General features: G+C 60.7%; 29 protein-coding genes. 23 read left to right on the top strand and 6 right to left on the bottom strand.

Features of this window, described 5'->3' with window-relative positions:
• Positions 1 to 38: 38 nt before the first annotated feature.
• Positions 39 to 989, bottom strand: coding sequence for a 4-hydroxy-3-methylbut-2-enyl diphosphate reductase (gene ispH, locus THALAR_RS12965; protein WP_021102029.1), 951 nt, complete (start codon positions 987 to 989; stop codon positions 39 to 41).
• Positions 990 to 1135: 146 nt separating this feature from the next.
• Here ispH and THALAR_RS12960 point away from each other — a divergent pair, with 146 nt between their 5' ends.
• The 3 genes from THALAR_RS12960 to THALAR_RS12950 all read left to right on the top strand — a co-directional run bounded on the left by THALAR_RS12960 (position 1136) and on the right by THALAR_RS12950 (position 3213).
• On the top strand, positions 1136 to 1567 hold the full coding sequence (locus tag THALAR_RS12960) for a c-type cytochrome (RefSeq protein ID WP_040818738.1): 432 nt from the start codon (positions 1136 to 1138) through the stop codon (positions 1565 to 1567).
• A gap of 77 nt (positions 1568 to 1644) precedes the next feature.
• Entirely contained in the window at positions 1645 to 2682 is a 1038-nt protein-coding gene (locus tag THALAR_RS12955; RefSeq protein ID WP_021102027.1) for a glycosyltransferase, read from the top strand.
• A 72-nt stretch (positions 2683 to 2754) separates the two neighbouring features.
• The gene (locus THALAR_RS12950) at positions 2755 to 3213 is read left to right on the top strand and encodes a GNAT family N-acetyltransferase (RefSeq protein WP_021102026.1); all 459 of its coding nucleotides are present in this window, start codon (positions 2755 to 2757) and stop codon (positions 3211 to 3213) included.
• Positions 3214 to 3251: 38 nt separating this feature from the next.
• Here the strand turns inward: THALAR_RS12950 and THALAR_RS12945 are convergent, their stop codons facing one another.
• Positions 3252 to 3830 (bottom strand): LabA-like NYN domain-containing protein, encoded by a 579-nt coding sequence (locus THALAR_RS12945; RefSeq protein WP_021102025.1) that lies wholly within the window; start codon positions 3828 to 3830, stop codon positions 3252 to 3254.
• 94 nt (positions 3831 to 3924) lie between these two features.
• Here THALAR_RS12945 and folK point away from each other — a divergent pair, with 94 nt between their 5' ends.
• The 12 genes from folK to recO all read left to right on the top strand — a co-directional run bounded on the left by folK (position 3925) and on the right by recO (position 12992).
• Complete coding sequence (folK, locus tag THALAR_RS12940; protein WP_051153760.1) at positions 3925 to 4512, top strand: 2-amino-4-hydroxy-6-hydroxymethyldihydropteridine diphosphokinase; 588 nt, start codon at positions 3925 to 3927, stop codon at positions 4510 to 4512.
• Between the two features lie 91 nt (positions 4513 to 4603).
• Positions 4604 to 4957: a DNA-directed RNA polymerase subunit omega gene (gene rpoZ / locus THALAR_RS12935; RefSeq protein WP_021102023.1), complete on the top strand. Its 354-nt coding sequence runs from the start codon at positions 4604 to 4606 to the stop codon at positions 4955 to 4957.
• Positions 4958 to 4989: 32 nt separating this feature from the next.
• Positions 4990 to 7116 carry a RelA/SpoT family protein gene (locus THALAR_RS12930; protein ID WP_021102022.1) on the top strand — a complete coding sequence of 709 codons (2127 nt, stop codon included), beginning with the start codon at positions 4990 to 4992 and terminating at the stop codon, positions 7114 to 7116.
• A 44-nt stretch (positions 7117 to 7160) separates the two neighbouring features.
• A complete protein-coding gene (locus tag THALAR_RS12925; RefSeq protein ID WP_021102021.1) occupies positions 7161 to 7808 on the top strand; it encodes a DUF2062 domain-containing protein in 648 nt (215 codons plus the stop codon).
• 66 nt (positions 7809 to 7874) lie between these two features.
• Complete coding sequence (locus tag THALAR_RS12920; protein WP_021102020.1) at positions 7875 to 8618, top strand: pyridoxine 5'-phosphate synthase; 744 nt, start codon at positions 7875 to 7877, stop codon at positions 8616 to 8618.
• Position 8619: 1 nt separating this feature from the next.
• Positions 8620 to 9063 (top strand): hypothetical protein, encoded by a 444-nt coding sequence (locus THALAR_RS12915; protein WP_021102019.1) that lies wholly within the window; start codon positions 8620 to 8622, stop codon positions 9061 to 9063.
• Positions 9063 to 9476, top strand: coding sequence for a holo-ACP synthase (acpS, locus tag THALAR_RS12910; protein WP_021102018.1), 414 nt, complete (start codon positions 9063 to 9065; stop codon positions 9474 to 9476). The genes THALAR_RS12915 and acpS overlap by 1 nt, the downstream gene beginning before the upstream one ends.
• Before the next feature lie 55 nt (positions 9477 to 9531).
• Complete coding sequence (gene lepB / locus THALAR_RS12905) at positions 9532 to 10323, top strand: signal peptidase I (RefSeq protein ID WP_021102017.1); 792 nt, start codon at positions 9532 to 9534, stop codon at positions 10321 to 10323.
• A 7-nt stretch (positions 10324 to 10330) separates the two neighbouring features.
• Positions 10331 to 11011, top strand: coding sequence for a ribonuclease III (gene rnc, locus THALAR_RS12900; protein WP_021102016.1), 681 nt, complete (start codon positions 10331 to 10333; stop codon positions 11009 to 11011).
• On the top strand, positions 11008 to 11922 hold the full coding sequence (era, locus tag THALAR_RS12895) for a GTPase Era (RefSeq protein WP_021102015.1): 915 nt from the start codon (positions 11008 to 11010) through the stop codon (positions 11920 to 11922). The genes rnc and era overlap by 4 nt, the downstream gene beginning before the upstream one ends.
• On the top strand, positions 11915 to 12247 hold the full coding sequence (locus THALAR_RS12890) for a DUF1491 family protein (RefSeq protein WP_021102014.1): 333 nt from the start codon (positions 11915 to 11917) through the stop codon (positions 12245 to 12247). The genes era and THALAR_RS12890 overlap by 8 nt, the downstream gene beginning before the upstream one ends.
• Before the next feature lie 13 nt (positions 12248 to 12260).
• On the top strand, positions 12261 to 12992 hold the full coding sequence (recO, locus tag THALAR_RS12885; RefSeq protein WP_021102013.1) for a DNA repair protein RecO: 732 nt from the start codon (positions 12261 to 12263) through the stop codon (positions 12990 to 12992).
• Here recO and THALAR_RS12880 read toward each other — a convergent pair.
• Both THALAR_RS12880 and THALAR_RS12875 read right to left on the bottom strand, forming a co-directional pair.
• Entirely contained in the window at positions 12976 to 13362 is a 387-nt protein-coding gene (locus THALAR_RS12880) for an META domain-containing protein (RefSeq protein ID WP_021102012.1), read from the bottom strand. The two genes, recO and THALAR_RS12880, sit on opposite strands and share 17 nt — an antisense overlap.
• On the bottom strand, positions 13359 to 15050 hold the full coding sequence (locus THALAR_RS12875) for an acyl-CoA dehydrogenase family protein (RefSeq protein WP_021102011.1): 1692 nt from the start codon (positions 15048 to 15050) through the stop codon (positions 13359 to 13361). The genes THALAR_RS12880 and THALAR_RS12875 overlap by 4 nt, the downstream gene beginning before the upstream one ends.
• Before the next feature lie 148 nt (positions 15051 to 15198).
• On the opposite strand from THALAR_RS12875, the gene THALAR_RS12870 reads away from it, so the two are divergent.
• The gene (locus THALAR_RS12870; RefSeq protein ID WP_021102009.1) at positions 15199 to 15966 is read left to right on the top strand and encodes a sulfite exporter TauE/SafE family protein; all 768 of its coding nucleotides are present in this window, start codon (positions 15199 to 15201) and stop codon (positions 15964 to 15966) included.
• Here the strand turns inward: THALAR_RS12870 and THALAR_RS12865 are convergent.
• Entirely contained in the window at positions 15963 to 16526 is a 564-nt protein-coding gene (locus THALAR_RS12865; protein WP_021102008.1) for a DUF3859 domain-containing protein, read from the bottom strand. The genes THALAR_RS12870 and THALAR_RS12865 overlap by 4 nt on opposite strands.
• Positions 16526 to 18124 carry a phosphoenolpyruvate carboxykinase gene (locus THALAR_RS12860; protein ID WP_021102007.1) on the bottom strand — a complete coding sequence of 533 codons (1599 nt, stop codon included), beginning with the start codon at positions 18122 to 18124 and terminating at the stop codon, positions 16526 to 16528. Before THALAR_RS12860 ends, THALAR_RS12865 begins: the two co-directional genes overlap by 1 nt.
• A gap of 311 nt (positions 18125 to 18435) precedes the next feature.
• Between THALAR_RS12860 and THALAR_RS12855 the strand changes: the two genes are divergently transcribed.
• The 7 genes from THALAR_RS12855 to THALAR_RS12825 all read left to right on the top strand — a co-directional run bounded on the left by THALAR_RS12855 (position 18436) and on the right by THALAR_RS12825 (position 23852).
• Positions 18436 to 19137: a response regulator transcription factor gene (locus THALAR_RS12855; RefSeq protein ID WP_021102005.1), complete on the top strand. Its 702-nt coding sequence runs from the start codon at positions 18436 to 18438 to the stop codon at positions 19135 to 19137.
• 2 nt (positions 19138 to 19139) lie between these two features.
• On the top strand, positions 19140 to 20858 hold the full coding sequence (locus THALAR_RS12850) for a sensor N-terminal transmembrane domain-containing protein (protein WP_040818732.1): 1719 nt from the start codon (positions 19140 to 19142) through the stop codon (positions 20856 to 20858).
• Between the two features lie 62 nt (positions 20859 to 20920).
• Positions 20921 to 21370, top strand: coding sequence for an HPr kinase/phosphorylase (locus tag THALAR_RS12845; RefSeq protein ID WP_040818730.1), 450 nt, complete (start codon positions 20921 to 20923; stop codon positions 21368 to 21370).
• Entirely contained in the window at positions 21367 to 22269 is a 903-nt protein-coding gene (gene rapZ / locus THALAR_RS12840; protein WP_021102002.1) for an RNase adapter RapZ, read from the top strand. The genes THALAR_RS12845 and rapZ overlap by 4 nt, the downstream gene beginning before the upstream one ends.
• 15 nt (positions 22270 to 22284) lie before the next feature.
• Entirely contained in the window at positions 22285 to 22674 is a 390-nt protein-coding gene (locus THALAR_RS12835; protein WP_021102001.1) for a PTS sugar transporter subunit IIA, read from the top strand.
• A gap of 1 nt (position 22675) precedes the next feature.
• Entirely contained in the window at positions 22676 to 22945 is a 270-nt protein-coding gene (locus THALAR_RS12830; RefSeq protein ID WP_021102000.1) for an HPr family phosphocarrier protein, read from the top strand.
• 13 nt (positions 22946 to 22958) lie between these two features.
• Positions 22959 to 23852: a lysophospholipid acyltransferase family protein gene (locus THALAR_RS12825; RefSeq protein ID WP_021101999.1), complete on the top strand. Its 894-nt coding sequence runs from the start codon at positions 22959 to 22961 to the stop codon at positions 23850 to 23852.

Here is a 23852-nt window from a genome sequence, read left to right as displayed (position 1 = left end):
GTCGTGGCGTGACGATGCCGTTCGCGACGAACCTGCGCCTAGGCGGGCTGGCGCAGCACGCGGGGGACTTTGAATTCCACGTTCTCGACGGCGGTCTCCACGATTTCCTCGGTCACATCGTAGCGGGCCTTGAAGGCGTCGATGACTTCGTTGATCAATACCTCCGGCGCAGACGCTCCCGCCGTGATGCCAATGCTGTCGATGCCGTCCAGCGCGCGCCAGTCGATATCGGTGGCGCGTTGAACCAGTTGCGCGTAGGTGCAGCCCGTTTTGGCCCCGACCTCCACCAGCCGTCTGGAGTTGGACGAGTTCGGCGCGCCGATCACCAGCATGGCGCTGGTCTTGGTGGCCATGGCTTTCACCGCCTCTTGGCGGTTGGTGGTCGCGTAGCAGATGTCTTCCTTATGCGGCCCGATGATCGCGGGAAAGCGGGCTTGCAGGGCCGCGACCACGTCTGCGGTATCATCGACCGATAGGGTGGTCTGGGTGATGAACGCCAGCTTTTCGGGGTCGCGTGGGGTGATGGTGGCGACGTCTTCGGGGGTCTCGACCAGGATCACCTCGCCCTCGGGCAACTGGCCCATGGTGCCGACGGTTTCGGGGTGGCCGGCATGGCCGATCATCACCATTTGCAAGCCGTTAGAATGGTGACGCTCCGCCTCGATATGGACCTTGGAGACCAGCGGGCAGGTGGCGTCGACATAGACCATCTCGCGTCTGGCCGCGGCAGCGGGGACGGCTTTGGGGACGCCATGGGCAGAGAAGATCACGGGGCGGTCGTCGGGGCATTCGTCAAGTTCCTCGACGAACACCGCGCCTTGGTCGCGCAGGGCGTCGACCACGTATTTGTTGTGCACGATCTCGTGGCGGACATAGACGGGGGCGCCCCATTTTTCCAAAGCCATCTCCACGATCTTGATCGCGCGGTCCACGCCCGCACAGAATCCGCGCGGGGCGGCAAGGTAGAGGGTGAGGGGGGGCTTGGTCATGATGTGGCGCTCCTGCTTGGTGCATGAGTTAAGGGCTTGAGTGGGCGGGGTCCAGTGGGGCCTCGCGGAAATGTGTGATTTGGGCGCTTGACCCTCCACCTGCTGGAAGCTCGATAAGGGCGGCTCAATCGAGGAGATTTTACCGGATGAAACGACGGATTATAGTAGGTGCTGTGCTGGCTTTAATGGGCGGCGTCCCCGTGGCGCAGGCGCAGCGGATAGACGCCTACAAGGACCCCGCGACCGTGGCCGAGGGCAAGCTGATCTACGACGGAGCCTGCGCTTCATGCCACGGGACCAATCTGGAGGGGCAGCCAAACTGGCGGCAACCGGGGCCGGACGGCAAACTGCCCGCCCCGCCGCATGACGTGACGGGCCATACATGGCACCATTCGGACGAGCATCTGTTTGCGATCACCAAACACGGGACGGCAGCACTGGTTGGCGGCGACTACCAAACCGACATGCGCGGGTTTGATGACGAGTTGACGGACGCGCAGATCAAGGCGGTGTTGGCCTATATCAAAAGTACTTGGCCTGCCGAGGTTCAGGAGCGGCACAGCGCGATGAGCCGCTGAGGGCTGGTCTTTTTCGAAAGGCATTGCGTAGAATACCTGAACGCTCATGAATGCGCCCCGTTATGATGGAATCTGGGATGGCTCGAAAGTTGAAGTGGCATCACCGGTTGCGGATCGAGCGGCTTGCGCAGGCGCGACAGTTCGAAACTTTGGATGGTGTTCTGCATAAGCTGGCCAGTAAAGGGTTCGACGTGGCGGGTGTGCCGTTTCAGTTGCTTGACATGGCGTTGTCCGAAGGCGGTGCCTCAGACCATCGCGAGATGCTGCCCCTAGCGCGGCACACCGTCGGCGGACAACCGCAATTGTTGAGCGCGGCTTTGCAGGACTTGCACGCGGGTCGTCCGGAACTGCTGTCGCAACTTGCGTCAGACCGAGACGTGCATCCGATGACCCGTTTCGAGGCCGCGGGGTGGGCCTGCTACGTCGCGCACCGAGACGTTTTGCCTGCTAGCGGGCGACAGGTGACAGATGTGTTCCAGTTCTGGGACAGCGACACACCGCCCGACGAGGTGATTGCTGGGCGCGCTGACTGGCGCAGGGTGTCAGGCTCTCATCAATGGTTCAGCGAAGCTGATGCGGAAGGCTATATCCGCGACGGGTTCGGTGCCGACGCGGCACGCGGGTTTGCGCGGCTTTGGCATCCGGCGGTGAAGTCCGACCTTTTTCGTCTGTACCGGCTGGCGCAGGATGGAGGACTGTATTGCGATGCGGACAGTAAACCTCGCCCGGAGATCGCGGCTTTTCTGGCCGCAGGTGGCGGGCGGGTCTGGGCATCGTCGATGACCAATGTGCCGAATTGCGTGGTGAACAACTGGTTCGTTGCGGCCCCGCCGAAAAGCCCCTTCATCGAGGCGTTGTTGACGGAGGTTTTGGCCAATCTTGCAAATCCGGGCGAGCGAGGAATTTTCTGGCTGACGGGGCCGGGTGCCTACACCGGCTTTCTGCACGGCAATATCGGGGCATATGACGTGGGGTTGCTGCCTAGCGGGTTGTTAAAGGGCCGTTATTTCAAGCAATTGGACGCGGATTATAAGCTCACCAGTCAGAACTGGCGCGTGTATGAGCATGCGCTTGGTATAGATAACGATGAGGGGCTGGCGCGCGCGTTGGGCTGAAACGCGGATCGCTGAGGGGGTGGTGTTCCGCCTTTGGTCTCGCATAGGGTCGCGGGCAAAGGAGACTTTATCGTGACAGTGAATATACGTGCCACAGAGGCTGGTGATCGCAACGCCTGGGGCGGGCTATACAAGAGCTACGCCGCATTCTACGGGGTGGCGCAGACCGAAGACATGCGGGATCGCGTGTGGGAATGGCTGATGGACCCTGCCCATGAAGTGGACGGTCTCGTCGCAGAGGTGGATGGCGTGCTTGTGGGGTTGGCGCATTTCCGACCATTCGCGCGCCCGCTCGCGGCAGGCGTCGGGGGGTATCTGGACGATCTGTTTGTAAACCCCGATGCCCGTGGGGCGAAGGTCGGCGAGGCGTTGATTTCTGGGGTTCAAGACGAAGGGCGTAAGCGCGGCTGGGGCGTAGTGCGCTGGATCACCGCTGACGACAACTACCGCGCGCGTGGGCTATATGACCAAGTGGCCACGCGCACCGGATGGGTGACCTACGATCTGAACGTGGACGACGCGCTGGGCTGAAACGAAAACCGCCGGAGCAGGGCCCCGGCGGTTTTGATTTAGTCGGTCGTTTCGCGTTCGCGGTCCCGGGTGAAGGACATATCGCCCTCGCGCGGCGGTCGGCCTATGACTTCGCGCAACTCGTCGAGCTCGATGAAGTTGTCGGCCTGACGGCGCAACTCGTCGGAGATCATCGGCGGGTTGGAGCGGATGGTCGACACCACCGACACCCGCACGCCTTTGCGCTGGATGGCTTCGATCAGGGGGCGGAAATCACCGTCACCGGAGAAGATCACGATGTGATCGACATGCGGGGCCAGTTCCATTGCGTCAACGGCCAGTTCGATATCCATGTTGCCTTTGACCTTACGCCGGCCTTCGCGGTCGGTGTATTCCTTGGCCGGTTTCGTGACCATGGTGAACCCGTTGTAGTGCAGCCAGTCGACCAAGGGGCGAATGGGCGAATAGTCGTCGTTTTCCAACAGGGCGGTGTAGTAGAATGCGCGCAGCATCTTCCCGCGTCGCATGAATTCGTGCCTCAGGAGCTTGTAGTCGATGTCAAACCCCAAAGACTTGGCAGCGGCATATAGGTTCGACCCGTCTATAAACAGTGCCAGCCGTTCGTCTTTGTAAAACATAAAATGTCCTTCCGATAATCGCTCAGCCCCAATAATAGTCCCCGAGTGAAGGGCGCGGGCTCACGCGCTTCAGCAAACATAAGGAATAATGCTTATGCCGCAACCCACGGGGGGTCACAAACGGCTGATAATAACCCACATTGCGCTGGGTAGTAACGCGACGTCAAGCTCTGGATCGCCGGAATTCACCCTCAGGGAGGTCAGGCAGGCTATTTCGAGCGACTCTGTCAAGGTGTTGGCGGAAAGCCGGTTATTTCGCAGCCCGGCATTTCCCGCAGGGAGCGGGCCGGATTACGTCAATGCCGCCATGACGCTGGCGACGAGCCTTTCGGCCGAGGCGCTGCTGGCGCATCTGCATCAAGTCGAGGCGGATTTTGGCCGGGAGCGGAAGGCACGCTGGGCGGCGCGCACGCTGGATCTGGATTTGCTGGACTATGGCGGGGTGATTGCGCCGGATCGGGCGACCTTTCAGCACTGGGTAAATCTGCCGCTGGAGCGCCAGATGAAGGAAGCGCCGGAGCAGTTGATCCTGCCCCATCCACGCATACAAGACCGCGCTTTCGTGTTGATTCCCTTGGCTGACATTGCACCGGATTGGGTGCATCCTGTGAGCGGTCAAAGCCTTGATAGCCTGCTGGCGGCCCTGCCGGAGGCGGAAAAAGGCGCAGTTTGCGCGCTTTAACGGCCAAAATGGCGGGTTTTGTGGTTGTATTCAGCCCGCAACGGTCCTAATTGTGCCGCCTGACATCCCCTGTGAATGACTGGAGTCCCCCATGGCCCGCGTGACGGTTGAAGACTGCGTAGACAAGGTTCCTAACCGCTTTGAGCTGGTGATGCTGGCATCCCATCGCGCCCGCGAAATCGCGGCAGGTGCGGCGCTGACGGTGGATCGCGATAACGACAAGAACCCTGTCGTGTCACTGCGCGAGATCGCTGAAGAGACCCAGACCGCCGACGAGCTGCGCGAGCGCATGATCGAGAGCAACCAGACACAGATCGAAGTCGACGAGCCGGAAGAAGACGCGATGGCGCTGTTGATGGGTGTCGAGCAGGACAAGCCTGCCGATGACGACATGTCCGAAGAGAAGCTGCTGCGGGCCTTGATGGAAGCACAAGGGCCAAAGTAAGGCCCTACAAGCATGGCGGCGGACCGAACGGAATGATATCTGACAGCGAGTTGATCGCACTGGTCCGCGCCTACAATCCCAACACGAACGAAGCCCTGATCCGCGACGCCTATGCCTATGGCGCGAAAATGCACGAGGGGCAGACCCGCCATTCCGGCGAGCCATATTTCAGCCATCCTGTCGCGGTCGCGGCACTGCTGACCGAGCGATGGCTTGATGACGCGACTATCGTGACGGCGCTATTGCATGACACGATCGAAGACACCGGCTCGACTTACAGCGAGGTAAAGCGTCGCTTTGGTGAAGAGGTGGCGGAGCTGGTGGATGGCGTCACCAAGCTGACCAAATTGCAGCTGAACTCCACCGAGACCAAGCAGGCGGAAAATTTTCGCAAGCTATTCATGGCCATGTCCAAGGACATGCGGGTGATCTTGGTGAAGCTGGCCGACCGGTTGCACAACATGCGCACGATCAAGCATATGCGGCCCGACAAGCAAATCCAGAAATCACGCGAAACGATGGATATCTACGCACCCTTGGCGGGGCGTATGGGTATGCACTGGATGCGCGAAGAACTGGAGGATCTGGCGTTCCGCGTGCTGAACCCCGAAGCCCGCGCCTCCATCATCCGGCGCTTTATCACGTTGCAAAAGGAAACCGGCGATGTCGTTCCGAAAATCACCGAGGACATTCGCACCGAACTGACCCGCGCGGGAATAGAGGGCAAGGTGTATGGCCGGGCCAAGAAGCCCTATTCGATCTGGCGCAAGATGGAGGAGAAGAAGCAGAGCTTCTCCCGCCTGTCGGACATTTACGGCTTTCGGGTGATCACGGACACAGAGGACAACTGCTACCGCGCGTTGGGGGTGTTGCACCGTCGCTGGCGCTCGGTCCCCGGGCGGTTCAAGGATTACATCAGCCAGCCCAAGTCCAACGGCTACCGCTCGATCCATACGACCGTGTCGGGACGGGATGGCAAACGGGTGGAAATCCAGATTCGGACGCGCGAAATGCATGACGTGGCCGAGGCTGGCGTCGCCGCGCACTGGGCCTACCGCGACGGGGAGCGGGTGGAAAACCGCTTTGCCGTGGACCCGTCCACATGGGTGTCGTCGATGACGGAGCGGTTCGAGAATACCGAGGACGATTACGGCGACTTCTTGGAACACGTGAAGCTGGAGATGTATTCCGATCAGGTGTTCTGCTTTACGCCCAAGGGCGAGGTCATCAAACTGCCGCGCGGTGCGACCCCGCTGGACTACGCCTATGCCATCCATACGCGGATCGGGCATAGCTGCGTCGGCGCAAAGGTCGATGGGCTGCGTGTGCCACTGTGGACCCGGCTGCGCAACGGGCAATCGGTCGAGATCATCACCGCCGAAGGGCAGAAACCGCAGCCGACATGGATCGACATTGCGGTGACGGGGCGGGCCAAATCCGCTATCCGCAAGTCTCTGCGCGAGGAGCATCGCGACCGCTATATCAAGCTGGGCCGCGAGCTTACCCGCGTGGCGTTCGAGCATGTGGGCAAGAAAGTCACCGACAAGGCGCTCGAGACGGCTGCCAAGGAGTTGAGCCTGACGGACGCGTCGCAACTGCTGGAATATGTCGGCTCCACCGAGATGTCGGCGCGCGAGGTGATCACCGCGCTCTATCCGGAACTGGTGAAAAAGGGCGACGTCGCAACGGTCGACTCCAAGCGCCCCGTCGTGGGCCTGCCCGAGGGGGCTCAGGTCAAGCGTGCGGCCTGTTGTCAAGCGGTGCCGGGCGAACGCATCGTGGGGATAAAGCACAAGGGTGACGGCATTTTTCTCCACGCGATTGCCTGTGACGCGCTGGTGGAATTCGAGGATCAACCCGAACGCTGGGTGGATATTCGCTGGCATTCCGGCAGGCACGCTGCAACCAATACCGTCACGCTTGCGTTGACCATAGGAAACAGCTTCGGCGTGTTGGGACGTATTTGCACATTGATCGGGGAGCAGAAGGCGAATATCTCGGATATGCATTTCATCGACCGCAAACCGGACTATTTCCAGCTGCTGGTCGACGTGGATGTGCGGGATGCAGAGCATTTGCACGGTGTCATGACGGCCTTGGAGGCCGATAGCGACGTGGCCGCGATGGAGCGGTTCAGGGATTTGAGCCGCAAACCGTAATGAGTTGGCCCCGATCATGCGGGGCGGAGAGGTAGCAGACAGCCGTGTTCAAACGCCGAACGCCAAAGAGCTGGGCCCTATGGCTTTGGCATCTGATCTGGCCGCAAGGCGGCTGGGGCAGGGCTTTCGGATACGTCAAACACCGGGTCCGCCGTCTGCCTGACGACCCCCACAGGATTGCGCGCGGCGTTTTTGCGGGTGTGTTTACGACGTTTACCCCCTTCTACGGATTTCACTTCTTCATTGCCGCTGGCCTCGGCAAAGTGATGCGTGGCAATATTCTGGCCGCGTTGATGGCGACGTTTTTCGGCAATCCGCTGACCTATCTGCCTATCGGGGTGGTGTCGCTCAAGACCGGGCACTTCCTGTTGGGGACCGAGTTCGAGGAAAATATGAACATCGCGCGGCGTTTTGCCGGGGCATGGCGCGACCTGAAGGATAACTTCTGGGCGATGTTTACCGACGATGTGGCGCATTGGGACCGGCTGGCCGGTTTCTATGACGAGGTGTTTTTTCCCTACATGATCGGTGGCCTGATCCCCGGCGTGATCGCCGGGACGATAGCCTACTACGTCAGTGCGCCGCTCATTGCTGCCTACCAGAACCGCCGCAAGGGGCGGATCAAGGCCAAGCTGGAAGAAATCCGTCAGCGCAAGGCCGCAAAGAATGCCGAGGACGGGCGCGCGCAATAAGCGTTGTTGAGGTTGCCGCGCGTTGTCCTATGATCCGGTGATACGGCCAACCAAAGGAGCGTTCCCATGTCCAGCAAGCTGCGCCTTGGCGTCAATATCGACCACGTAGCGACGGTGCGGAATGCCCGTGGCGGTGACAACCCCGATCCGGTCCGCGCGGCGCTGTTGGCGCAGGAAGCCGGGGCGGACGGGATCACCGCGCATCTGCGTGAGGACCGCCGCCACATCCGAGACGCAGACATGGCCGCGATCAAGGAGGCGATTTCCATCCCCTTGAATTTCGAGATGGCCGCCACCGACGAGATGCAGGCAATTGCTCTCGCCACCAAGCCAAATGCAGTCTGCTTGGTGCCGGAACGCCGCGAAGAGCGCACCACCGAGGGCGGGCTGGAGGTCGCGGGCGACGACAATCGTCTGTCCGCCTACATTGCGCCGTTCAAGGACGCGGGCATTCGTGTGTCCTTGTTCATCGGTGCGGACGAGCGGCAGGTCCGCGCGGCGGCGCACGTAGGTGCCGACATTATCGAGCTTCATGCAGGCAGCTATTGCGACGCCCATGCCGAAGGGCGTCTGGGCGACCGCGATGCGGAGTTTGAGAAACTTCGGGACATGGCGACACTCGCCCACTCGCTGGGGTTAGAGGTCCATGCGGGCCACGGCTTCACCTATGATAGCGTCAAGCCTGTTGCGGCGGTGCCGGAAGTGGTGGAGCTGAACATCGGGCACTTCATCATCGGCGAAGCGATATTCACGGGGCTGGTGCCCGCGATCCAGGAAATGCGCCGCCTGATGGACGAGGCGCGGGGCTGATATGAAACAGTTTTTGGCAGTAACGATCTTTGCAGCATTCGCCCTCCCCGCAACAGCCCAAGAGGTGAGGCCTTGTGACGAGCTGGCCCGCGTGGACGCCGTGGCGGAGCCTTGGGCGGACAGTACGCAGACCTTCGCGGGCAATCGCGTCCGTCTGGTGGTGATCGACACGCTGGAGCCTGCGGCGGCGGCGTTTCATCTGGTGATCCTGTCGCCCCCCTTTGACGAGGTCGGCGGTCGGCAATGCATGATGGTGGGCAGCGGCAACAGTCTGGGCTTCGGCGGCATGACGCTTGTGGGGATGACCAGCAGCTACGATCCCGCGACGGGTCTGACATGGGGCGTGCCGGTCAAAAGCTACAACGCAAACACGGGTGGGTTCGACGACCGCGTGCTGAAGGTGACGCTAAACCAGTCCTCGGGTGCTGTCACGGCGGGGTTCTGATGATCCTCGGGATCGGCACGGATCTGGCCAATATCGAGCGGATCGAAGGAACACTGGCGCGGTTCGGCGACCGCTTTCGCAACCGCGTCTTTACCGAGGTCGAGCAACGCAAGGCGGAACGACGTCGTGATGTGGCCGGAACCTATGCCAAGCGGTGGGCGGCGAAAGAGGCGTGCTCCAAAGCGCTTGGCACGGGGCTACGCATGGGTATCGCGTGGAAGGACATGGCGGTGAGTAACCTCGCGACAGGCCAGCCGGTGATGGAGGTCACGGGCTGGGCGGCGGAACGTTTGCGCGAGATGACCCCTGACGGACACGAGGCCGTGATCCACGTCACGCTGACCGACGATCACCCTTGGGCACAAGCCTTTGTGGTGATCGAGGCGCGCCCTGTGGCGGGCTCTGCCGCTTGACTCCGACCCCACCTGCCCGCATGTAGCGGACAACCCAGATAACAAGAGAATATTGATGGCACGCAGCAGCGAAAAGAAGCCCGAAGGCATCATGGAAACCGTCAAAACGGTTGTGTATGCGCTGGCGATAGCCGCCGTGTTCCGCAGCCTGTTTTTCCAGCCGTTCTGGATCCCGTCGGGCTCTATGAAGGACACGCTGCTGGTGGGCGATTTCCTGTTCGTCAACAAGATGGCCTACGGCTATTCCAAGTACAGCTGCCCCTTCGGTCTGTGCCCCATCCCCGACCGCCTGTTCGGCAGCGAGCCGGAGCGCGGCGACGTTGTGGTCTTCCGCCACCCCGTCAGCGGTCAGGACTATATCAAGCGGTTGATCGGCTTGCCGGGGGATAAGGTTCAAGTGAAAAACGGTGTGCTGTTCCTGAACGGGAAGCCGCAGAAGCAGGAGCCGACCGCTCCATTCATCGAGACCTATGAGGCGCAGGGGTCTGTCGGCGGCTTCCCCGCGTGCAGCAATGGCGCTGTGGGTATCGGTGGTGCCTGCGAAAAGGAACGGGCCATCGAGACGCTGGAAGGCGGGGTGAGCCATGCCATCCTCAATATCCGTGACGGTTTGGGTGCGGACAACACGCCGGTGTTCAATGTCCCCGAAGGGCATTTCTTCTTTATGGGGGACAACCGCGACAACTCCATCGACTCGCGTTTTGCGCAGGCTGGCGGTGGCGTCGGCATGGTGCCGTTTGCCAATCTGTTGGGCCGCGCGGATCGGGTGATCTTCTCGTCTGCCGGCGGGCGGATGCTGTATTTCTGGACCTGGCGCGGCGACCGGTTCTTCAAGAAGATAGATTAGGGTAGCAATGAAACTGTCAGGTGAGTTGTCGGAGTTCTGCGACCGGATCGGCTACCGGTTCCAAACGCCGGAACTGCTGGTGCGTGCGCTCACCCATGGCTCGATTTCCTCAACCACGCGACCCGACAACCAGCGGCTGGAGTTTCTGGGCGACCGCGTATTGGGCCTTGTGATGGCCGAGGCAATTCTGGACGCGGACCCCACGGCGACCGAAGGGATACTAGCGCCGCGCTACAACGCGTTAGTACGCAAGGAGACCTGCGCGGCAGTGGCGCGGGAGATTGAATTGGGCGCGGTGCTGAAGCTCGGCAAGTCGGAAATGGTATCAGGCGGCCGCCGCAAAGAGGCGCTGCTGGGCGACGGTATGGAAGCGCTGATCGCTGCGGTGTATCGTGACGGCGGCTTTGCCGCTGCGCGTGATTTGATCCTGCGGCTCTGGGGTAGCCGCGTGCACGAAGTTGAAGAAGACGCCCGTGACCCGAAAACGGCCTTGCAGGAATTCGTACAGGCCCGCGGCGAGCCGACGCCGCAATACGAGATCATCAAGCGCGAAGGCCCCGACCACGCGCCGGAATTCACCATCGCGGTGACGCTTGCCTCGGGCGAGCGTGCGGAAGCGAAGGCAGGGGCCAAGAGACAAGCGGAACAGGCTGCGGCCAAGGCGCTTTTGGAAAGGCTGGACACATGACCGAGGCAACCCGCGCGGGCTTCATCGCGCTGATCGGAGAGCCGAACGCCGGCAAATCGACGCTTCTCAACCGGATGGTAGGCGCGAAAGTGTCGATCGTCACGCATAAGGTGCAAACCACGCGCGCGCGTATTCGCGGCGTGGCGATGGAGGGGCAGGCGCAACTGGTGTTCGTGGACACGCCGGGCTTGTTCCGGCCCCGCCGCCGTCTGGACCGCGCCATGGTCGCTGCCGCTTGGTCCGGCGCGTCGGACGCGGATATTGTCGTGCTGCTGGTCGAGGCGCATCGCGGGATTACCGAGGGCGTCGGCGCCATTCTGGACGGGCTGGCCGAACGCACCGGCGGCGCGCCTGTGGTGCTGGCGATCAACAAGATTGACCGCGTGAAGTCGGACGTGTTGCTGGGCCTGACCAAGGACTTGAACGACCGTTTCGCGTTTGAAGAGACGTTTATGATTTCCGCCGAGAAAGGCCATGGCGTCGATGCGTTGCGGCAATGGCTTGCGGGTAAAGTGCCTGAAGGGCCTTGGTTATATCCCGAAGACCAGTTGGCCGATGCGCCGATGCGCCAGATCGCGGCGGAAATTACACGGGAGAAACTGACCCTGCGGCTGCATCAGGAATTGCCCTATCAGATGACCGTGGAGACCGAGAACTGGGAAGAGCAAAAGGACGGCTCTGCCCGCATCGAACAGTTGATCTACGTGATCCGCGACGGTCACAAGGGCATTGTTCTGGGAGCCAAAGGCGAGACGATCAAGGCTGTGGGTAAAGCTGCCCGTGAAGAACTGGCCGAGTTTCTGGGCCGCAAGGTTCACCTGTTCCTACAGGTGAAAGTGCGACCCGGCTGGCTGGAGGACAGCGAGCGCTACTCGGAGATGGGTCTCGATTTCAAAGACGGTAATGAGTGATCGTCTGACGACAGATTTCTGGGTCTCGGCCTATTTGAACCGCTTGCGGCTGGCGAGTATTCCGGTTTTCGTGACCGCCAAGGGTGACCCGACTGCGGGCGTTGTCATGGTCAAGCTGAACACGCTGGACGGGCAGGCGGTGGCCTACCAACGCTCCTACGATCTGATGAGAGGCGAGCGGGCATGGGTTGTCCTGAGCGAAGGGGACGAGCGGCAGGTCGACGAGGCCATTGCCAAGCAACGCAGCTTCGATCCCGACCTTTGGGTGATAGAGGTCGAGGACAAAGCAGGGCGGCACCTTCTGGACCAAGAGGGCCTGACCTGACGAGGAGAGAGTGATGGACTGGCGTAGCCAAGGGGTTCTGCTATCCGCGCGCCGCCACGGCGAAAACGCGGCCATCATTGACGTGTTTACCCCCGACTATGGCCGCCATGCAGGCGTGGTGCGCGGCGGGGCGGGGCGCAAGATGGCGCCTTTGTTGCAACCCGGCGCGCAGTTGGACGTGTCATGGCGTGCGCGGCTGGAGGGGCATCTGGGCGCGTTCACGGTAGAGCCGGTCAAATCCCGCGCGGCGGCTGTCATGGGCGATCGCAAAGCGCTGGCAGGGTTGAATGCTTTGTGTGGCTTGCTGCAATTCGCGCTCGCCGAGCGTGACCCACATCCCGAGCTCTATGACCGTACATTGTTGGTCTTTGACCTTCTGGGCGAAAGCGATGCGTGGCCGCTGGCCTATGTTCAGTGGGAACTGGCATTGTTGGAAGAGTTGGGGTTCGGTCTGGATCTGTCGTCCTGTGCCGTAACCGGTTCGATGCAGGAACTGATCTACGTCTCCCCCCGCACAGGCCGCGCGGTATCGCGGCAGGGGGCGGGTGAGTGGGCGTCGCGCCTGCTGGCCTTGCCGGATTGCCTGCGCGGGGTGGGTGACGGCAGGCTGGATGACGTGCCGGAGGCGTTGGCGACGACCGGGCATTTCCTGACGACTTGGATGGCCCCGCAACTGGGCAACAAGCCGGTGCCAACCTCAAGGGAGCGGTTGCTGGAGGCGCTTGGGGCTATTTCATCGCCTTGAACACCATCTCGTCACCTGCGTCATTGCTGAGGATCAGGGTGGTTCCCGCAGCTTCGGACAAGGTCATTTCGCCAAGCGTTGCAAAAAAATCGTTCTCCGCTTTCAAATCAGGGCAAGCGCGTTTCGTGCTGCCGAGGGCGTCGACCGCAAACCACGGGTAAGGCGCGGTTTGCTGGCCAAAATAGCTGTTGCACGGGGCTTGGCCCGCGATCTTGCCCTCCTCCGGAAAGGTGAGCGTCGCGCGGGCGGTGAAGGGCTTGCCATTCAGCGTTTCCAACTGCCAAACGGCCCCGTCAGCGGCGTAGCCGGAGATTGTTTCATCCGTGCAAGAGGCCAGCAAGGCCACGGCTAATAGCGCCGCGCGGATCAATCGAGCAGACGCCGCGCGATGACCTGCGCCTGAATTTCCGCGGCGCCCTCGAAGATGTTGAGGATACGCGCGTCGCACAGGATGCGGCTGATCTTGTATTCCAGCGCGAAGCCGTTGCCGCCGTGGATTTGCAGCGCGTTGTCCGCTGACGCCCAAGCGACACGTGCGCCCAGCAGCTTGGCCATGCCTGCCTCCAGGTCACAGCGTCGGTCGTGATCCTTCTCGTCCGCCGAGAAGTAGGTCAGCTGCCGCGCGATCATCGTTTCCACTGCCATCATCGCGATTTTTCCAGAGACGCGCGGGAACTCGATCAGCGACTTGCCGAATTGCTTGCGGTCTTCGGCATATTGCATCGCGACATCAAGCGCGGCCTGTGCGACGCCAATCGCTCGGGCGGCGGTCTGGATGCGGGCGGATTCGAATGTCTGCATCAATTGTTTGAAGCCCTGACCTTCCGCGCCGCCCAGCAGGTTCTCACCTTTGACGTGGAAGTTGTCGAAGGCCAGCTCGTATTCCTTCATGCCGCGATAGCCCAGCACCTCGATCTCGCCGCCGGTCATGCCGTCGGTCGGGAACGGGTTTTCGTCGGTGCCGGGGGTCTTTTCGGCAATGAACATGGACAGGCCTTTGTAGTCGGTCGTCGCCGGATCGGTCCGTGCCAACAGGGTCATGAAATGTGTGCGGGCGGCGTGGGTGATCCACGTCTTGTTGCCGGTTACCTTGTAGTCGTCCCCGTCCTTCACGGCCCGCGTGCGCAACGCGCCAAGGTCGGAGCCGGTGTTGGGTTCGGTGAATACCGCCGTTGGCAGGGTCTCGCCGGAGGCCAGCTTGGGTAGCCATTTTTCTTTCTGTGCGTCGGTCCCGCCGCACAGGATCAGTTCAGCCGCGATTTCGGAGCGCGTTCCAAGGGAGCCCACGCCGATATAGCCGCGTGACAGTTCCTCCGAGACGACAACCATGGAGGCCTTGGATAGACCGAATCCGCCGAACTCCTCTGGGATGGTGAGGCCGAAGACGCCCATCTCGGCAAGCTCTTCGATGATTTCCATCGGGATCAACTCGTCTTTAAGGTGCCAGTCATGAGCGTGCGGCTCCACCTTTTCGATGGAGAAGCGGCGGAATTGCTCGCGGATCATTTCCAGTTCTTCATCCAGACCGGACGCGCCGGTGATAATCTCGGCGGAGCGCTCCTGCATCAGCTCCACCAGCCGCGTGCGAGCGGCTTGGGTGTTGCCGCTTTGTGAAAGCGTCATGATCTCGGAGGTCATCAATCCGCGCTGGTCGTCCTGGCTCAGGCCGATATCTTGCAAGCGCAGAATTTCGCTCTGCGACATCGGGATGCCGCCGTAAATCTGCCAGAGATATTCGCCGAATGCGATCTGGTGAATGAGTTGTTCGACCTCGGAAAACTTGCCCGCTTCGGTCAGTTTTTCGGCCCAGTGCTGCATCTGGGTGAGGGACTGAATATAGGTCGCCAGCCATGCCAGCCCGTGGGCGGCGGTCTGGTTCTGCTCGATCAACTTAGCGGAAACGCGCCCGTTTTCAGTGACTTGAGCGCGAACCGCGTCTTTTGCCCGGTCCAGAAGATCACTTAGAGGTGGTAGAGCAGCTGATGTAAGTTTCAGCAGGTCCGGCAGGACAATCTGGGTTGGCGTCGAAAGGGTCATATCTTGTCCGTCATGGGCCATGGCTCGAATCCTTTATACAGCTTTGCACCGGAATAATCCTTTTGCAGGTGCAGCGCAACTTTGATGCGTGAAAACATAGAGCGGCGAATAATAATGTCGCGAATATTTATTTGCTGCGCCCGCAATCAAGGCGAGATACCAAAGCTGCATGGAGTTGTTTTCAGCTATTATATCGCCGGAGTTTCTGGCTCTGGCCTTCCTTGTGGCGGTGGTTTCGGGCTTTGTCAAAGGCGTCGTGGGCTTTGCGATGCCAACGATCTTCATCTCCGGTCTTAGCACATTCCTGTCGCCGGAACTGGCGCTTGCCGGTCTCATTTTGCCCACCGTGGTGACCAATGGCATTCAGGCTTTGCGACAGGGGGCTCGGGCGGCGTGGTCGTCGCTGATACACTATAAGCTCTTTCTCGGCGTCGGCGCGGTGATGCTGGTTTTAAGCGCGCAATTGGTGACGATGATCCCATCCAACGTCCTTTATGTGGCGATCGGTTTGCCCGTCGCCGTGTTCACAGGCGTGCAGTTGTTAGGATGGAACCCGACGCTGCCGCGCCGCTCCGGCATGGTCGAGGCTGCGGTGGGTGCCGCCGCCGGGTTCGTCGCGGGACTGTCAGGCATCTGGGGACCACCCACGGTATTGTACCTGTCAGCAGTGAACACCCCCAAGCAGGAGCAAATGCGCATTCAAGGCGTGGTCTTCGGACTTGGCGCGGTAATGCTGCTGGCGGCACATTTGCAATCCGGCGTTCTGCGGCCGGACACGGTGCCGTTCTCGGCCATTTTGATCCTGCCTGCGCTGTTCGGCATTTGGCTTGGGTTCAAGGTGCAGGACCGGATAGATCAGGCGATGTTTCGCAAGGTGACGTCTTGGGTGTTGTTGCTGGCGGGCCTGAACCTGATCCGCCGCGGCCTGATGGGCTAGGACATCAACGCGCCGTCGCAGTAACGGGACAGATGCGGGATCCGCGACGGATCGACCACGTTGAAGCTGACGGAATAGACGAGTCTGCCGTCATGGCTGGCCTGAATGCCCCATTCGCCGGCAACCATTTCGAACGGGAACTCGAACAGGAAGAAGTTCAGGTTGGAGGCTTGCGGCAAAAGGCTGCTGGTCCAACTCTCTGTCGTGACATCCGTGCCGGGGTAGGGCGGATGGGTTACCGTGATCTCGGCGTCGCGTAGCTCCAGACCGTCGGGCAGGTGCACGTCAACGCCGAAGCCGATGCCCTCTGACAGTGGAACGATCTGCGTCGTGTGCTCGATCCGTTGGCTCTGGTCGCGTTGGGTGATGAAGCCCAAATGAGTGCCCGGCGCTGGCATCTTGGTGGAGTTGCCGGACGGGCAAACCAGCCCGTATTCCAGCTTTGACACCAATGTGCTGTCGTAGAGGGCGTCAGGCGCAACACTATCCATATGTTGCGCCTGCGCTGCCGTGGTGAAGCTCAGGAGGCCAATGATCGTGGCTTTGAGCAGCTCACGCATCATCCGATTGCGGCACTTTTCACGTCGTCGTCGATGAATGGGACGTACTGGCCAAAGTTTTCCGCGAACATTTCGACCAGCTTGGCGGCTTGCGCGTCGTAATCCGCCTCTTTTTTCCAGGTGCTGCGCGGATCAAGCAAACGGTTGTCTACGCCGTCACAGGTCACCGGAACCTCGAAGCCGAAATTGGGGTCCTTGCGGAACTCGCCCTCGTTTAGCGACCCGTTCAGGGCCGCCGTCAGCAGCGCCCGCGTTGCGCGGATCGGCATACGTGAGCCGGTGCCGTAGGCCCCACCGGTCCAGCCGGTGTTGACCAGCCAGCAGGACGCGCCGTGGGTGGCGATCTTTTCGCGCAGCAGGTTGCCATAGACCTCGGGACGGCGTGGCATGAACGGCGCACCAAAGCATGTAGAGAACGTAGGCTCCGGCTCGGTCACCCCGCGCTCTGTTCCGGCGACCTTGGAGGTGAAGCCTGACAGGAAGTGATACATCGCCTGCGCAGGGGTCAGGCGGGCGATGGGTGGCAACACGCCGAACGCATCACAAGTCAGCATGATGATATTCTTGGGGTTGCCGCCAAGTGCAGTGTCGGAGGCGTTGGAGATATAGTGCAAGGGATAGGCGCAGCGCATGTTGGCGGTCAGGCTGTCATCCTCGAAGTCCAATTCCTTGGTGTCTTCGTCATAGACCATGTTCTCGATCACGGTGCCGAACTTCTCGGTCGTGGCGTAGATCTCCGGCTCCGCCTCGGCGGACAGGGAAATCGTTTTGGCGTAGCAGCCACCCTCGAAGTTGAAGATGCCGTCGTCGGACCAGCCGTGTTCGTCATCGCCAATAAGCGTGCGGGACGGATCTGCCGAAAGTGTGGTTTTGCCGGTGCCCGACAGCCCGAAGAACACTGCCGCGTCGGAGGGGTCGTCATGGGCGTGGTTGGCCGAGCAGTGCATCGGCATGATGTTCTTCTCGGGCAGCAGGTAATTCAGCAGCGAGAACACGGATTTCTTGTTCTCACCTGCATAGGCCGTGCCGCCAATCAGGATCAGCTTCTTGTCGAAGTTCATCGCAATAACAGTCTCGGAGCGGCAGCCATGTTTGGCCGGGTCCGCGTGGAAGCTGGGGCAGTTTATCACGGTGAACTCTGGAACGAACTTCGCCAGTTCGTCGGCCTCGGGGCGGCGCAGCAGATGGCGGATGAACAGGCCGTGCCATGCCAGTTCGGTGACGATACGCACGTCAAGACGATACTTGGGGTCCGCGCCGCCGAACAGATCCTGCACGAAGTAGTCGCCGCCCTTCATATGCTCCAGCATGTCGTCATAGAGTGCGTCAAAGGCCGCAGGCTCCATCGGGGCGTTGTTCTCCCACCAGATGCTGTCTTCGACAGAGGGCGTGCGGACCACGAATTTGTCCTTGGGCGAACGGCCGGTGTGCTTGCCGGTGGTGACCAGAAACGCGCCGCCTTTGCCCAGCGTTCCTTCGCCGCGCTTCAGGGCTTCTTCGACCAGTGCAGGCTCCAGATAGTTATAGTAGGCGCTCCCAAGGCCGGTGATACCTTGTTTGTCCAACGTTTTCGCTGGATTGACGCGTCCTTTAATCATGAGCTTGCTCCTGTTGCGGGGGGCATGTCCCGCTGGTCTTGGTGCCGGTCGGGTCCTGTATCCGCCGGTGCCGCCCCGGCGGAGCGACTGGCTTTCGTATACCACGTCGGTTTTTGGAGGAAACCAGTCGGGCGTGGCTTGGTAGCGTTATCATGCGTCTGATGTGCGGCAAATTAGTCAAACATTAGGGCCTAAATACCCAAATGACGGCAGCGAAGCCTTGATTCGGCACTATTTCGTTGATTCTACGGCAGCTAGGACCGATGGTATTAAAAAACAAAAGCAATGTGCAGTACAAAAGGGGGCACCCGATGTCTAGAATCGCGTTGGTGGACGACGACAGGAATATTCTTACGTCCGTTCAGATGACTCTTGAGGCCGAAGGCTTTGAGGTTGAGACTTACAATGACGGTCAAAGCGCGCTGGACGCTTTCAGCCGCAAGATGCCGGACATGGCAGTTCTGGACATAAAGATGCCGCGCATGGACGGCATGGACTTACTGCAACGCCTGCGCCAGAAATCTGAGATTCCAGTGATTTTTTTGACTTCCAAGGATGATGAGATCGACGAGGTTCTCGGCCTTCGAATGGGGGCTGACGACTATGTGCGCAAGCCATTTTCCCAACGCTTGCTGGTCGAACGCATTCGCGCAATTCTGCGCCGTAAGGACGCGATTGCCAAGGACGATGCTGGCGAAGGCGAAGTCGCCCAGACTATGGTGCGTGGCGATCTGGTTATGGATCCGCTCCGCCACACCGTGACCTGGAAGGGCAACGATGTTTCCCTCACCGTGACCGAATTCCTACTGTTGCAGGCGTTGGCCCAGCGTCCGGGTTTCGTGAAATCCCGCGACCAACTGATGGATGTCGCGTACGACGATCAGGTCTATGTCGATGACCGTACAATCGATAGCCACATCAAGCGCCTACGCAAAAAGATGCGCACCGCAGATGATGACTTCTCGGCGATTGAGACCCTGTACGGCATAGGCTACAGATATAACGAAGAGTAACTATGTCTGCAGTAACGAGGTTTTCTTTGGCGGAGGCTATGCCGGCTAAAAACGCAGAACTGGTGATGGGCGAGGACTGGACGCAGTCGGGCGACAGCGTCGAGCACGAACTCAGATCGAAACGGGAGAAGCGAAATCTGATTTCGCTGAACCGCTCCCCTTTGGCCCGCAAAATCATCACCTTCAACCTGCTGGCTCTGGTCTTGCTGGTGGCGGGTGTTCTGTTTCTCAACCCGTTCCGCGACAGCCTTGTCGCGCAGCGGGAGGTTGCTCTGGTGTCAGAGGCGCAATTGATCGCGGACGTGTTTGAGGCGCAGATCGCCATCGCTGGCGACGATGCGGCATTGGCCAATCCGTCTGCCACGCTCAGCGCTCTGGACATCGCGCCGGGCGTCGAGGTTTACGTGTTCTCCCCGTCGCAAACTCTGCTGGCCAGCACGCTTGGCGCGAAACGCCCGGAACTTGCGGGTACCGAAGACCTCGTCAACGACCGCAACGGTACCGTCATCACCGGTTTCCTGAACCGGATTTGGGAAAGCATTTCGGGTGCCTTCGGCTCCAAAACCAAGCCCGTGCCGACGGTAAGCGGCGAGGACGAGGCGCGCAAACTGCTCGCCGCTTCGGCTGAAGGAACCACGCAAAGCCGCACCGGAACTGACGGGGCAGGTGGCAGTATCTTCTCCGTGGCGACGCCGATCGTGCAAAACGGGCAGGTTATCGGTATCATTGCGCTGTCCACCGTGGCGGGGCAGATCGACGATCTTGTCCGCAGCGAGCGGGAACAGGTCCTGCAAATGTTCGTCATCGCCATTTTGGTCTCTATCGGTCTCAGCCTTGTTCTGGCGTCGACTATCGCGAACCCATTGTCCGATCTCGCGGCCGCGGCGGAGTTGGGGCAAGACAAGAACGCCCGCAAGGTCAGCCCAAGCCGCGTGCGCATCCCCGACCTGACCGCCCGTCCCGACGAAATCGGGCGTCTGTCCGGTGCGATGCGGGGCATGGTGTCTGCGCTTTACGAACGCATTGATGCCAACGAGCAGTTCGCCGCTGACGTGGCCCATGAGATCAAGAATCCGCTGGCCTCCCTGCGATCGGCGGTCGGCACCTTGCGTGTCGCGAAAAACGATGACCAGCGCGGGCGCCTGCTTGACGTCATTGAGCACGACGTGCGCCGCCTTGACCGCTTGGTGAGCGACATCTCAAACGCGTCGCGTCTCGATAGTGAACTGGTCAAAGAGGACGAAGAACCCTTCGACCTCATGCGCATGCTCAACAACCTGACCGAGTATCTGGGCCAGCAAGCCGCCGAGAACGGCGTCGAGTTCATCAAGGACGTCCCGAACGAGCCGATCATTATTCACGGGCTAGAGGCGCGCCTGGCGCAAGTGTTTGTTAACCTGATCACCAATGCCACATCCTTCTGCGAAGAAGGCGACGCCGTCCGCATCTGGGCCCGTCGCCGTGACAACCGTGTTCTGGTCGTCGTCGAAGACACTGGCCCGGGCATCCCTGAACAGGCGCTGAATAAGGTGTTCAACCGCTTCTACTCAGAGCGGCCGGAGCGTCAGTTCGGCAACCATTCCGGCCTTGGGCTGGCCATCTCAAAGCAGATCATCGAAGCGCATGGCGGTGTGATCTGGGCGGAGAACATTCGCCCGACCGATGCCGATGTCACCTCCGAACCCCTGGGGGCCCGTTTCGTGGTCGGCCTGCCAACCTGATCCCCTTGGCGCGGCAAGCTAATTCGCTGGGCGTTCGCGCTGTTTCGGCTTAACCTTCCCTCATGCCATTTATCTGCCCGCCCCTGCCGTGCCAGCTACATGCCACTTGCGTCTGTGTAGATGGTGCAGGGCTGCTGATCGCGGGGCAATCGGGCAGTGGAAAATCGGCACTCGCGCTTCAATTGATGTCGCTCGGGGCGTCCTTGGTGGCGGATGACCGTTGCGATCTGGCAGACAGTCCAGAAGGCATCATCGTCAGCCGACCCGACACATTGCCCGAGGCTATCGAGGCCCGTGGCCTTGGCATTCTTTCCGCCCGTTGCGCTGGCCCCACACGCCTGAGCGCCGTGCTTGATTTGGACGAAGTCACCACGGACCGGCTTCCGGCCCGCAGCACCGTTTGGATTGAGCAGCACAAACTGCCGCTCTTGGCCAACAGCGCTGCGTCACATCTGCCCGCGGCGCTTTTGCTCTTTCTAAAGAACGGGTTTCACGGTTCAATGCTGCCATGAGCACCCAGCCACCCTCACCCAATCCACACCGGATCGTCATCATTACCGGCCCATCCGGCGCGGGCCGTAGCACGGCCATCAACGCGTTGGAGGATCTGGGCTTCGAGGCCATCGACAACCTGCCGTTGTCGCTTATTCCCCGCTTGCTCAGCGGCAGGCCGCTGGAGCGCTCGGTCGCGCTTGGGGTGGATGTGCGCAATCGGGACTTTACGACCAAGGGCTTGATGAAACTCGTGGACGCATTGCCGCTCAAGACCGAAGCGGAGGTCAGCCTGCTCTACCTCAACGCCCGCGAGGACGTGTTGGTCCGCCGCTACTCAGAAACCCGCCGCCCGCACCCCATGGCGCCGAATGAAAGCCTGCAAGACGGAATCCGGCGCGAGCGCGAATTGCTCGGTGCGATCCAGTCCCGCAGCGATATCGTCATCGACACGTCGGACCTGTCCCCGCATGACCTGCGCGCAGAACTCACCAAGCTGTTTGCGGCTCCGGGGGAGTCCGGGCTTTCGGTGCTGCTCAACTCGTTTTCCTACAAGCGCGGCGTGCCGCATGGGGTCGATATGGTGTTCGATTGCCGCTTCCTGCGCAATCCGCACTGGGATCAGGACCTGCGCAGCCTGACCGGCCAAGACGCGCGTGTCGCCGAGTATGTCACCGCCGACGCCCGCTTCGCACCGTTTTTTGACAAGATCACCGAGCTGACCGATTTGCTGTTGCCCGCATTCCATGACGAGGGGAAGTCCTACCTGACCATTGGGCTGGGGTGTACTGGCGGCAAGCACCGGTCGGTTGCCGTGGCGGAAATGATGGGCAAGGCCCTTGCAAACAAGGGTTGGCAGGTGTCTATAAGGCATCGGGAATTGGAACGTCAGCTAAAATCTGGCGCCGGGGATACGTAACGGGATGTTAGTCGGGTGATCGGTATAGTCATCGTCGCGCATGGCGGTCTGGCCAGGGAATACCTGTCCGCTGTCGAGCATGTGGTCGGGAAGCAAACCGGCATCCGCGCGATCACCATTGAGGAAAATCACAACCGCGCCGACAAAGAAGCCGAAATCTGCGCCGCCGCCGATAGCGTCGACGAGGGGGCTGGCGTCGTGGTTGTCACCGACATGTTCGGTGGCTCGCCCTCGAACCTGTCCTTGCTGGCCTGCCGCCCGCAAAACCGCCGCATCCTCTATGGGGCGAACCTTCCCATGCTCATAAAGCTTGCCAAGTCCCGCAGTTACGAAGTCGGCGATGCCGTGGACCTCGCGATGGAGGCGGGGCGCAAATACATCAACAGTTTCGATGGACCGGTTTGATATGGTTGAACGCGTTTTGAAGATCGTCAACGAAAAAGGGCTCCATGCGCGCGCGAGCGCAAAGTTCGTCGAGGTGGCGGAAGGCTTCAAATCCCGTGTGACCGTATCCAAGGACGGCATGGACGCCTCCGGCGACAGCATCATGGGTCTACTGATGCTGGCCGCGTCGCGGGGCACGTCGATCAACGTGAAGACCGATGGCGACGACGCAGAGGCGGCCATGGAGGCGCTGGACGCCTTGGTTGCCGACAAGTTCGGCGAAGGCTTCTGATGTCGGTCCGCGCATGAATGACACGCCGCCAAAAGACGCGCCGACCGAGGATCTGCCTTACGACCACCCCGAATATGTGGCCTACGACAAGCGTAATCTGTCCTACGCCAACACGTTTTCCAATCCGTGGAAAGTGTGGACGATCCGGATCATGGAGTTGTTCACTGGCAAACTGCATTTGCTCTACCTGATCCGCAAGTTCGAGCGGGGCGGCGTGAAATTCGGTCAGGGCTTCTGGCGCGACGCGTTGGATGTCATGGGGATCGAGCTTCGAACCCCGCAGGAGCAGATCGACAACATCCCGAAAGAGGGGCCGGTCATTTTCGTGGCCAACCACCCGCATGGGTTGGTGGACGGCATGGTGCTGGCCGAGTTGATCGGGCGCGTGCGGACGGATTACAAAATCCTGACCCGATCCCTGCTCACCGGCGTGAATGCCATCGACATGTTCATGATCCCGGTGCCGTTTCCCCATGAGGATGATGCGCTTCAGAAGAACCTTGAGATGCGGCGCAAGGCGATGGAGCACCTGAAGGACGGGGGCGCAATCGTACTGTTCCCGTCAGGCGTCGTGGCCACGTCCGAGACGGCATTCGGCCCCGCGGTGGAGGCAGAGTGGAACCCGTTTACCGCTAAGATGATCCACCGCTCCGGCGCAAAAGTGGTGCCGATCTACTTTCAGGGCCAGAATTCCCGCGCCTACCAGATCGCCAACAGGCTGTCGGCGACCCTGCGCCAAGGTCTTCTGATCTACGAAGTGCGCCACGCGCTGTACAAGCCCCAATCCCCCGTTGTAGGCGAAACTATCAACCCTGACGAGTTGCGGGAATGGGCCAGCAATCCGCGCGGCTTTGTCGCATGGCTGCGTGAGAAGACGCTGGCGCTGAAGCCTGAAGATAAGAAGTAG

This window comes from Litoreibacter arenae DSM 19593 (assembly GCF_000442275.2).
GTDB lineage: Bacteria > Pseudomonadota > Alphaproteobacteria > Rhodobacterales > Rhodobacteraceae > Litoreibacter > Litoreibacter arenae.
This window is presented reverse-complemented; position numbering and strand designations above follow the sequence as displayed.

Coding starts and splice junctions, on each gene's coding strand:
- ispH (WP_021102029.1), bottom strand. CDS start 989: ATGACCAAGCCCCCCCTCACCCTCTACCTTGCCGCCCCGCGCGGATTC.
- THALAR_RS12960 (WP_040818738.1), top strand. CDS start 1,136: ATGAAACGACGGATTATAGTAGGTGCTGTGCTGGCTTTAATGGGCGGC.
- THALAR_RS12955 (WP_021102027.1), top strand. CDS start 1,645: ATGGCTCGAAAGTTGAAGTGGCATCACCGGTTGCGGATCGAGCGGCTT.
- THALAR_RS12945 (WP_021102025.1), bottom strand. CDS start 3,830: ATGTTTTACAAAGACGAACGGCTGGCACTGTTTATAGACGGGTCGAAC.
- folK (WP_051153760.1), top strand. CDS start 3,925: ATGCCGCAACCCACGGGGGGTCACAAACGGCTGATAATAACCCACATT.
- rpoZ (WP_021102023.1), top strand. CDS start 4,604: ATGGCCCGCGTGACGGTTGAAGACTGCGTAGACAAGGTTCCTAACCGC.
- THALAR_RS12930 (WP_021102022.1), top strand. CDS start 4,990: ATGATATCTGACAGCGAGTTGATCGCACTGGTCCGCGCCTACAATCCC.
- THALAR_RS12920 (WP_021102020.1), top strand. CDS start 7,875: ATGTCCAGCAAGCTGCGCCTTGGCGTCAATATCGACCACGTAGCGACG.
- THALAR_RS12915 (WP_021102019.1), top strand. CDS start 8,620: ATGAAACAGTTTTTGGCAGTAACGATCTTTGCAGCATTCGCCCTCCCC.
- acpS (WP_021102018.1), top strand. CDS start 9,063: ATGATCCTCGGGATCGGCACGGATCTGGCCAATATCGAGCGGATCGAA.
- lepB (WP_021102017.1), top strand. CDS start 9,532: ATGGCACGCAGCAGCGAAAAGAAGCCCGAAGGCATCATGGAAACCGTC.
- rnc (WP_021102016.1), top strand. CDS start 10,331: ATGAAACTGTCAGGTGAGTTGTCGGAGTTCTGCGACCGGATCGGCTAC.
- era (WP_021102015.1), top strand. CDS start 11,008: ATGACCGAGGCAACCCGCGCGGGCTTCATCGCGCTGATCGGAGAGCCG.
- THALAR_RS12890 (WP_021102014.1), top strand. CDS start 11,915: ATGAGTGATCGTCTGACGACAGATTTCTGGGTCTCGGCCTATTTGAAC.
- recO (WP_021102013.1), top strand. CDS start 12,261: ATGGACTGGCGTAGCCAAGGGGTTCTGCTATCCGCGCGCCGCCACGGC.
- THALAR_RS12875 (WP_021102011.1), bottom strand. CDS start 15,050: ATGGCCCATGACGGACAAGATATGACCCTTTCGACGCCAACCCAGATT.
- THALAR_RS12870 (WP_021102009.1), top strand. CDS start 15,199: ATGGAGTTGTTTTCAGCTATTATATCGCCGGAGTTTCTGGCTCTGGCC.
- THALAR_RS12865 (WP_021102008.1), bottom strand. CDS start 16,526: ATGCGTGAGCTGCTCAAAGCCACGATCATTGGCCTCCTGAGCTTCACC.
- THALAR_RS12860 (WP_021102007.1), bottom strand. CDS start 18,124: ATGATTAAAGGACGCGTCAATCCAGCGAAAACGTTGGACAAACAAGGT.
- THALAR_RS12855 (WP_021102005.1), top strand. CDS start 18,436: ATGTCTAGAATCGCGTTGGTGGACGACGACAGGAATATTCTTACGTCC.
- THALAR_RS12850 (WP_040818732.1), top strand. CDS start 19,140: ATGTCTGCAGTAACGAGGTTTTCTTTGGCGGAGGCTATGCCGGCTAAA.
- THALAR_RS12845 (WP_040818730.1), top strand. CDS start 20,921: ATGCCATTTATCTGCCCGCCCCTGCCGTGCCAGCTACATGCCACTTGC.
- rapZ (WP_021102002.1), top strand. CDS start 21,367: ATGAGCACCCAGCCACCCTCACCCAATCCACACCGGATCGTCATCATT.
- THALAR_RS12830 (WP_021102000.1), top strand. CDS start 22,676: ATGGTTGAACGCGTTTTGAAGATCGTCAACGAAAAAGGGCTCCATGCG.
- THALAR_RS12825 (WP_021101999.1), top strand. CDS start 22,959: ATGAATGACACGCCGCCAAAAGACGCGCCGACCGAGGATCTGCCTTAC.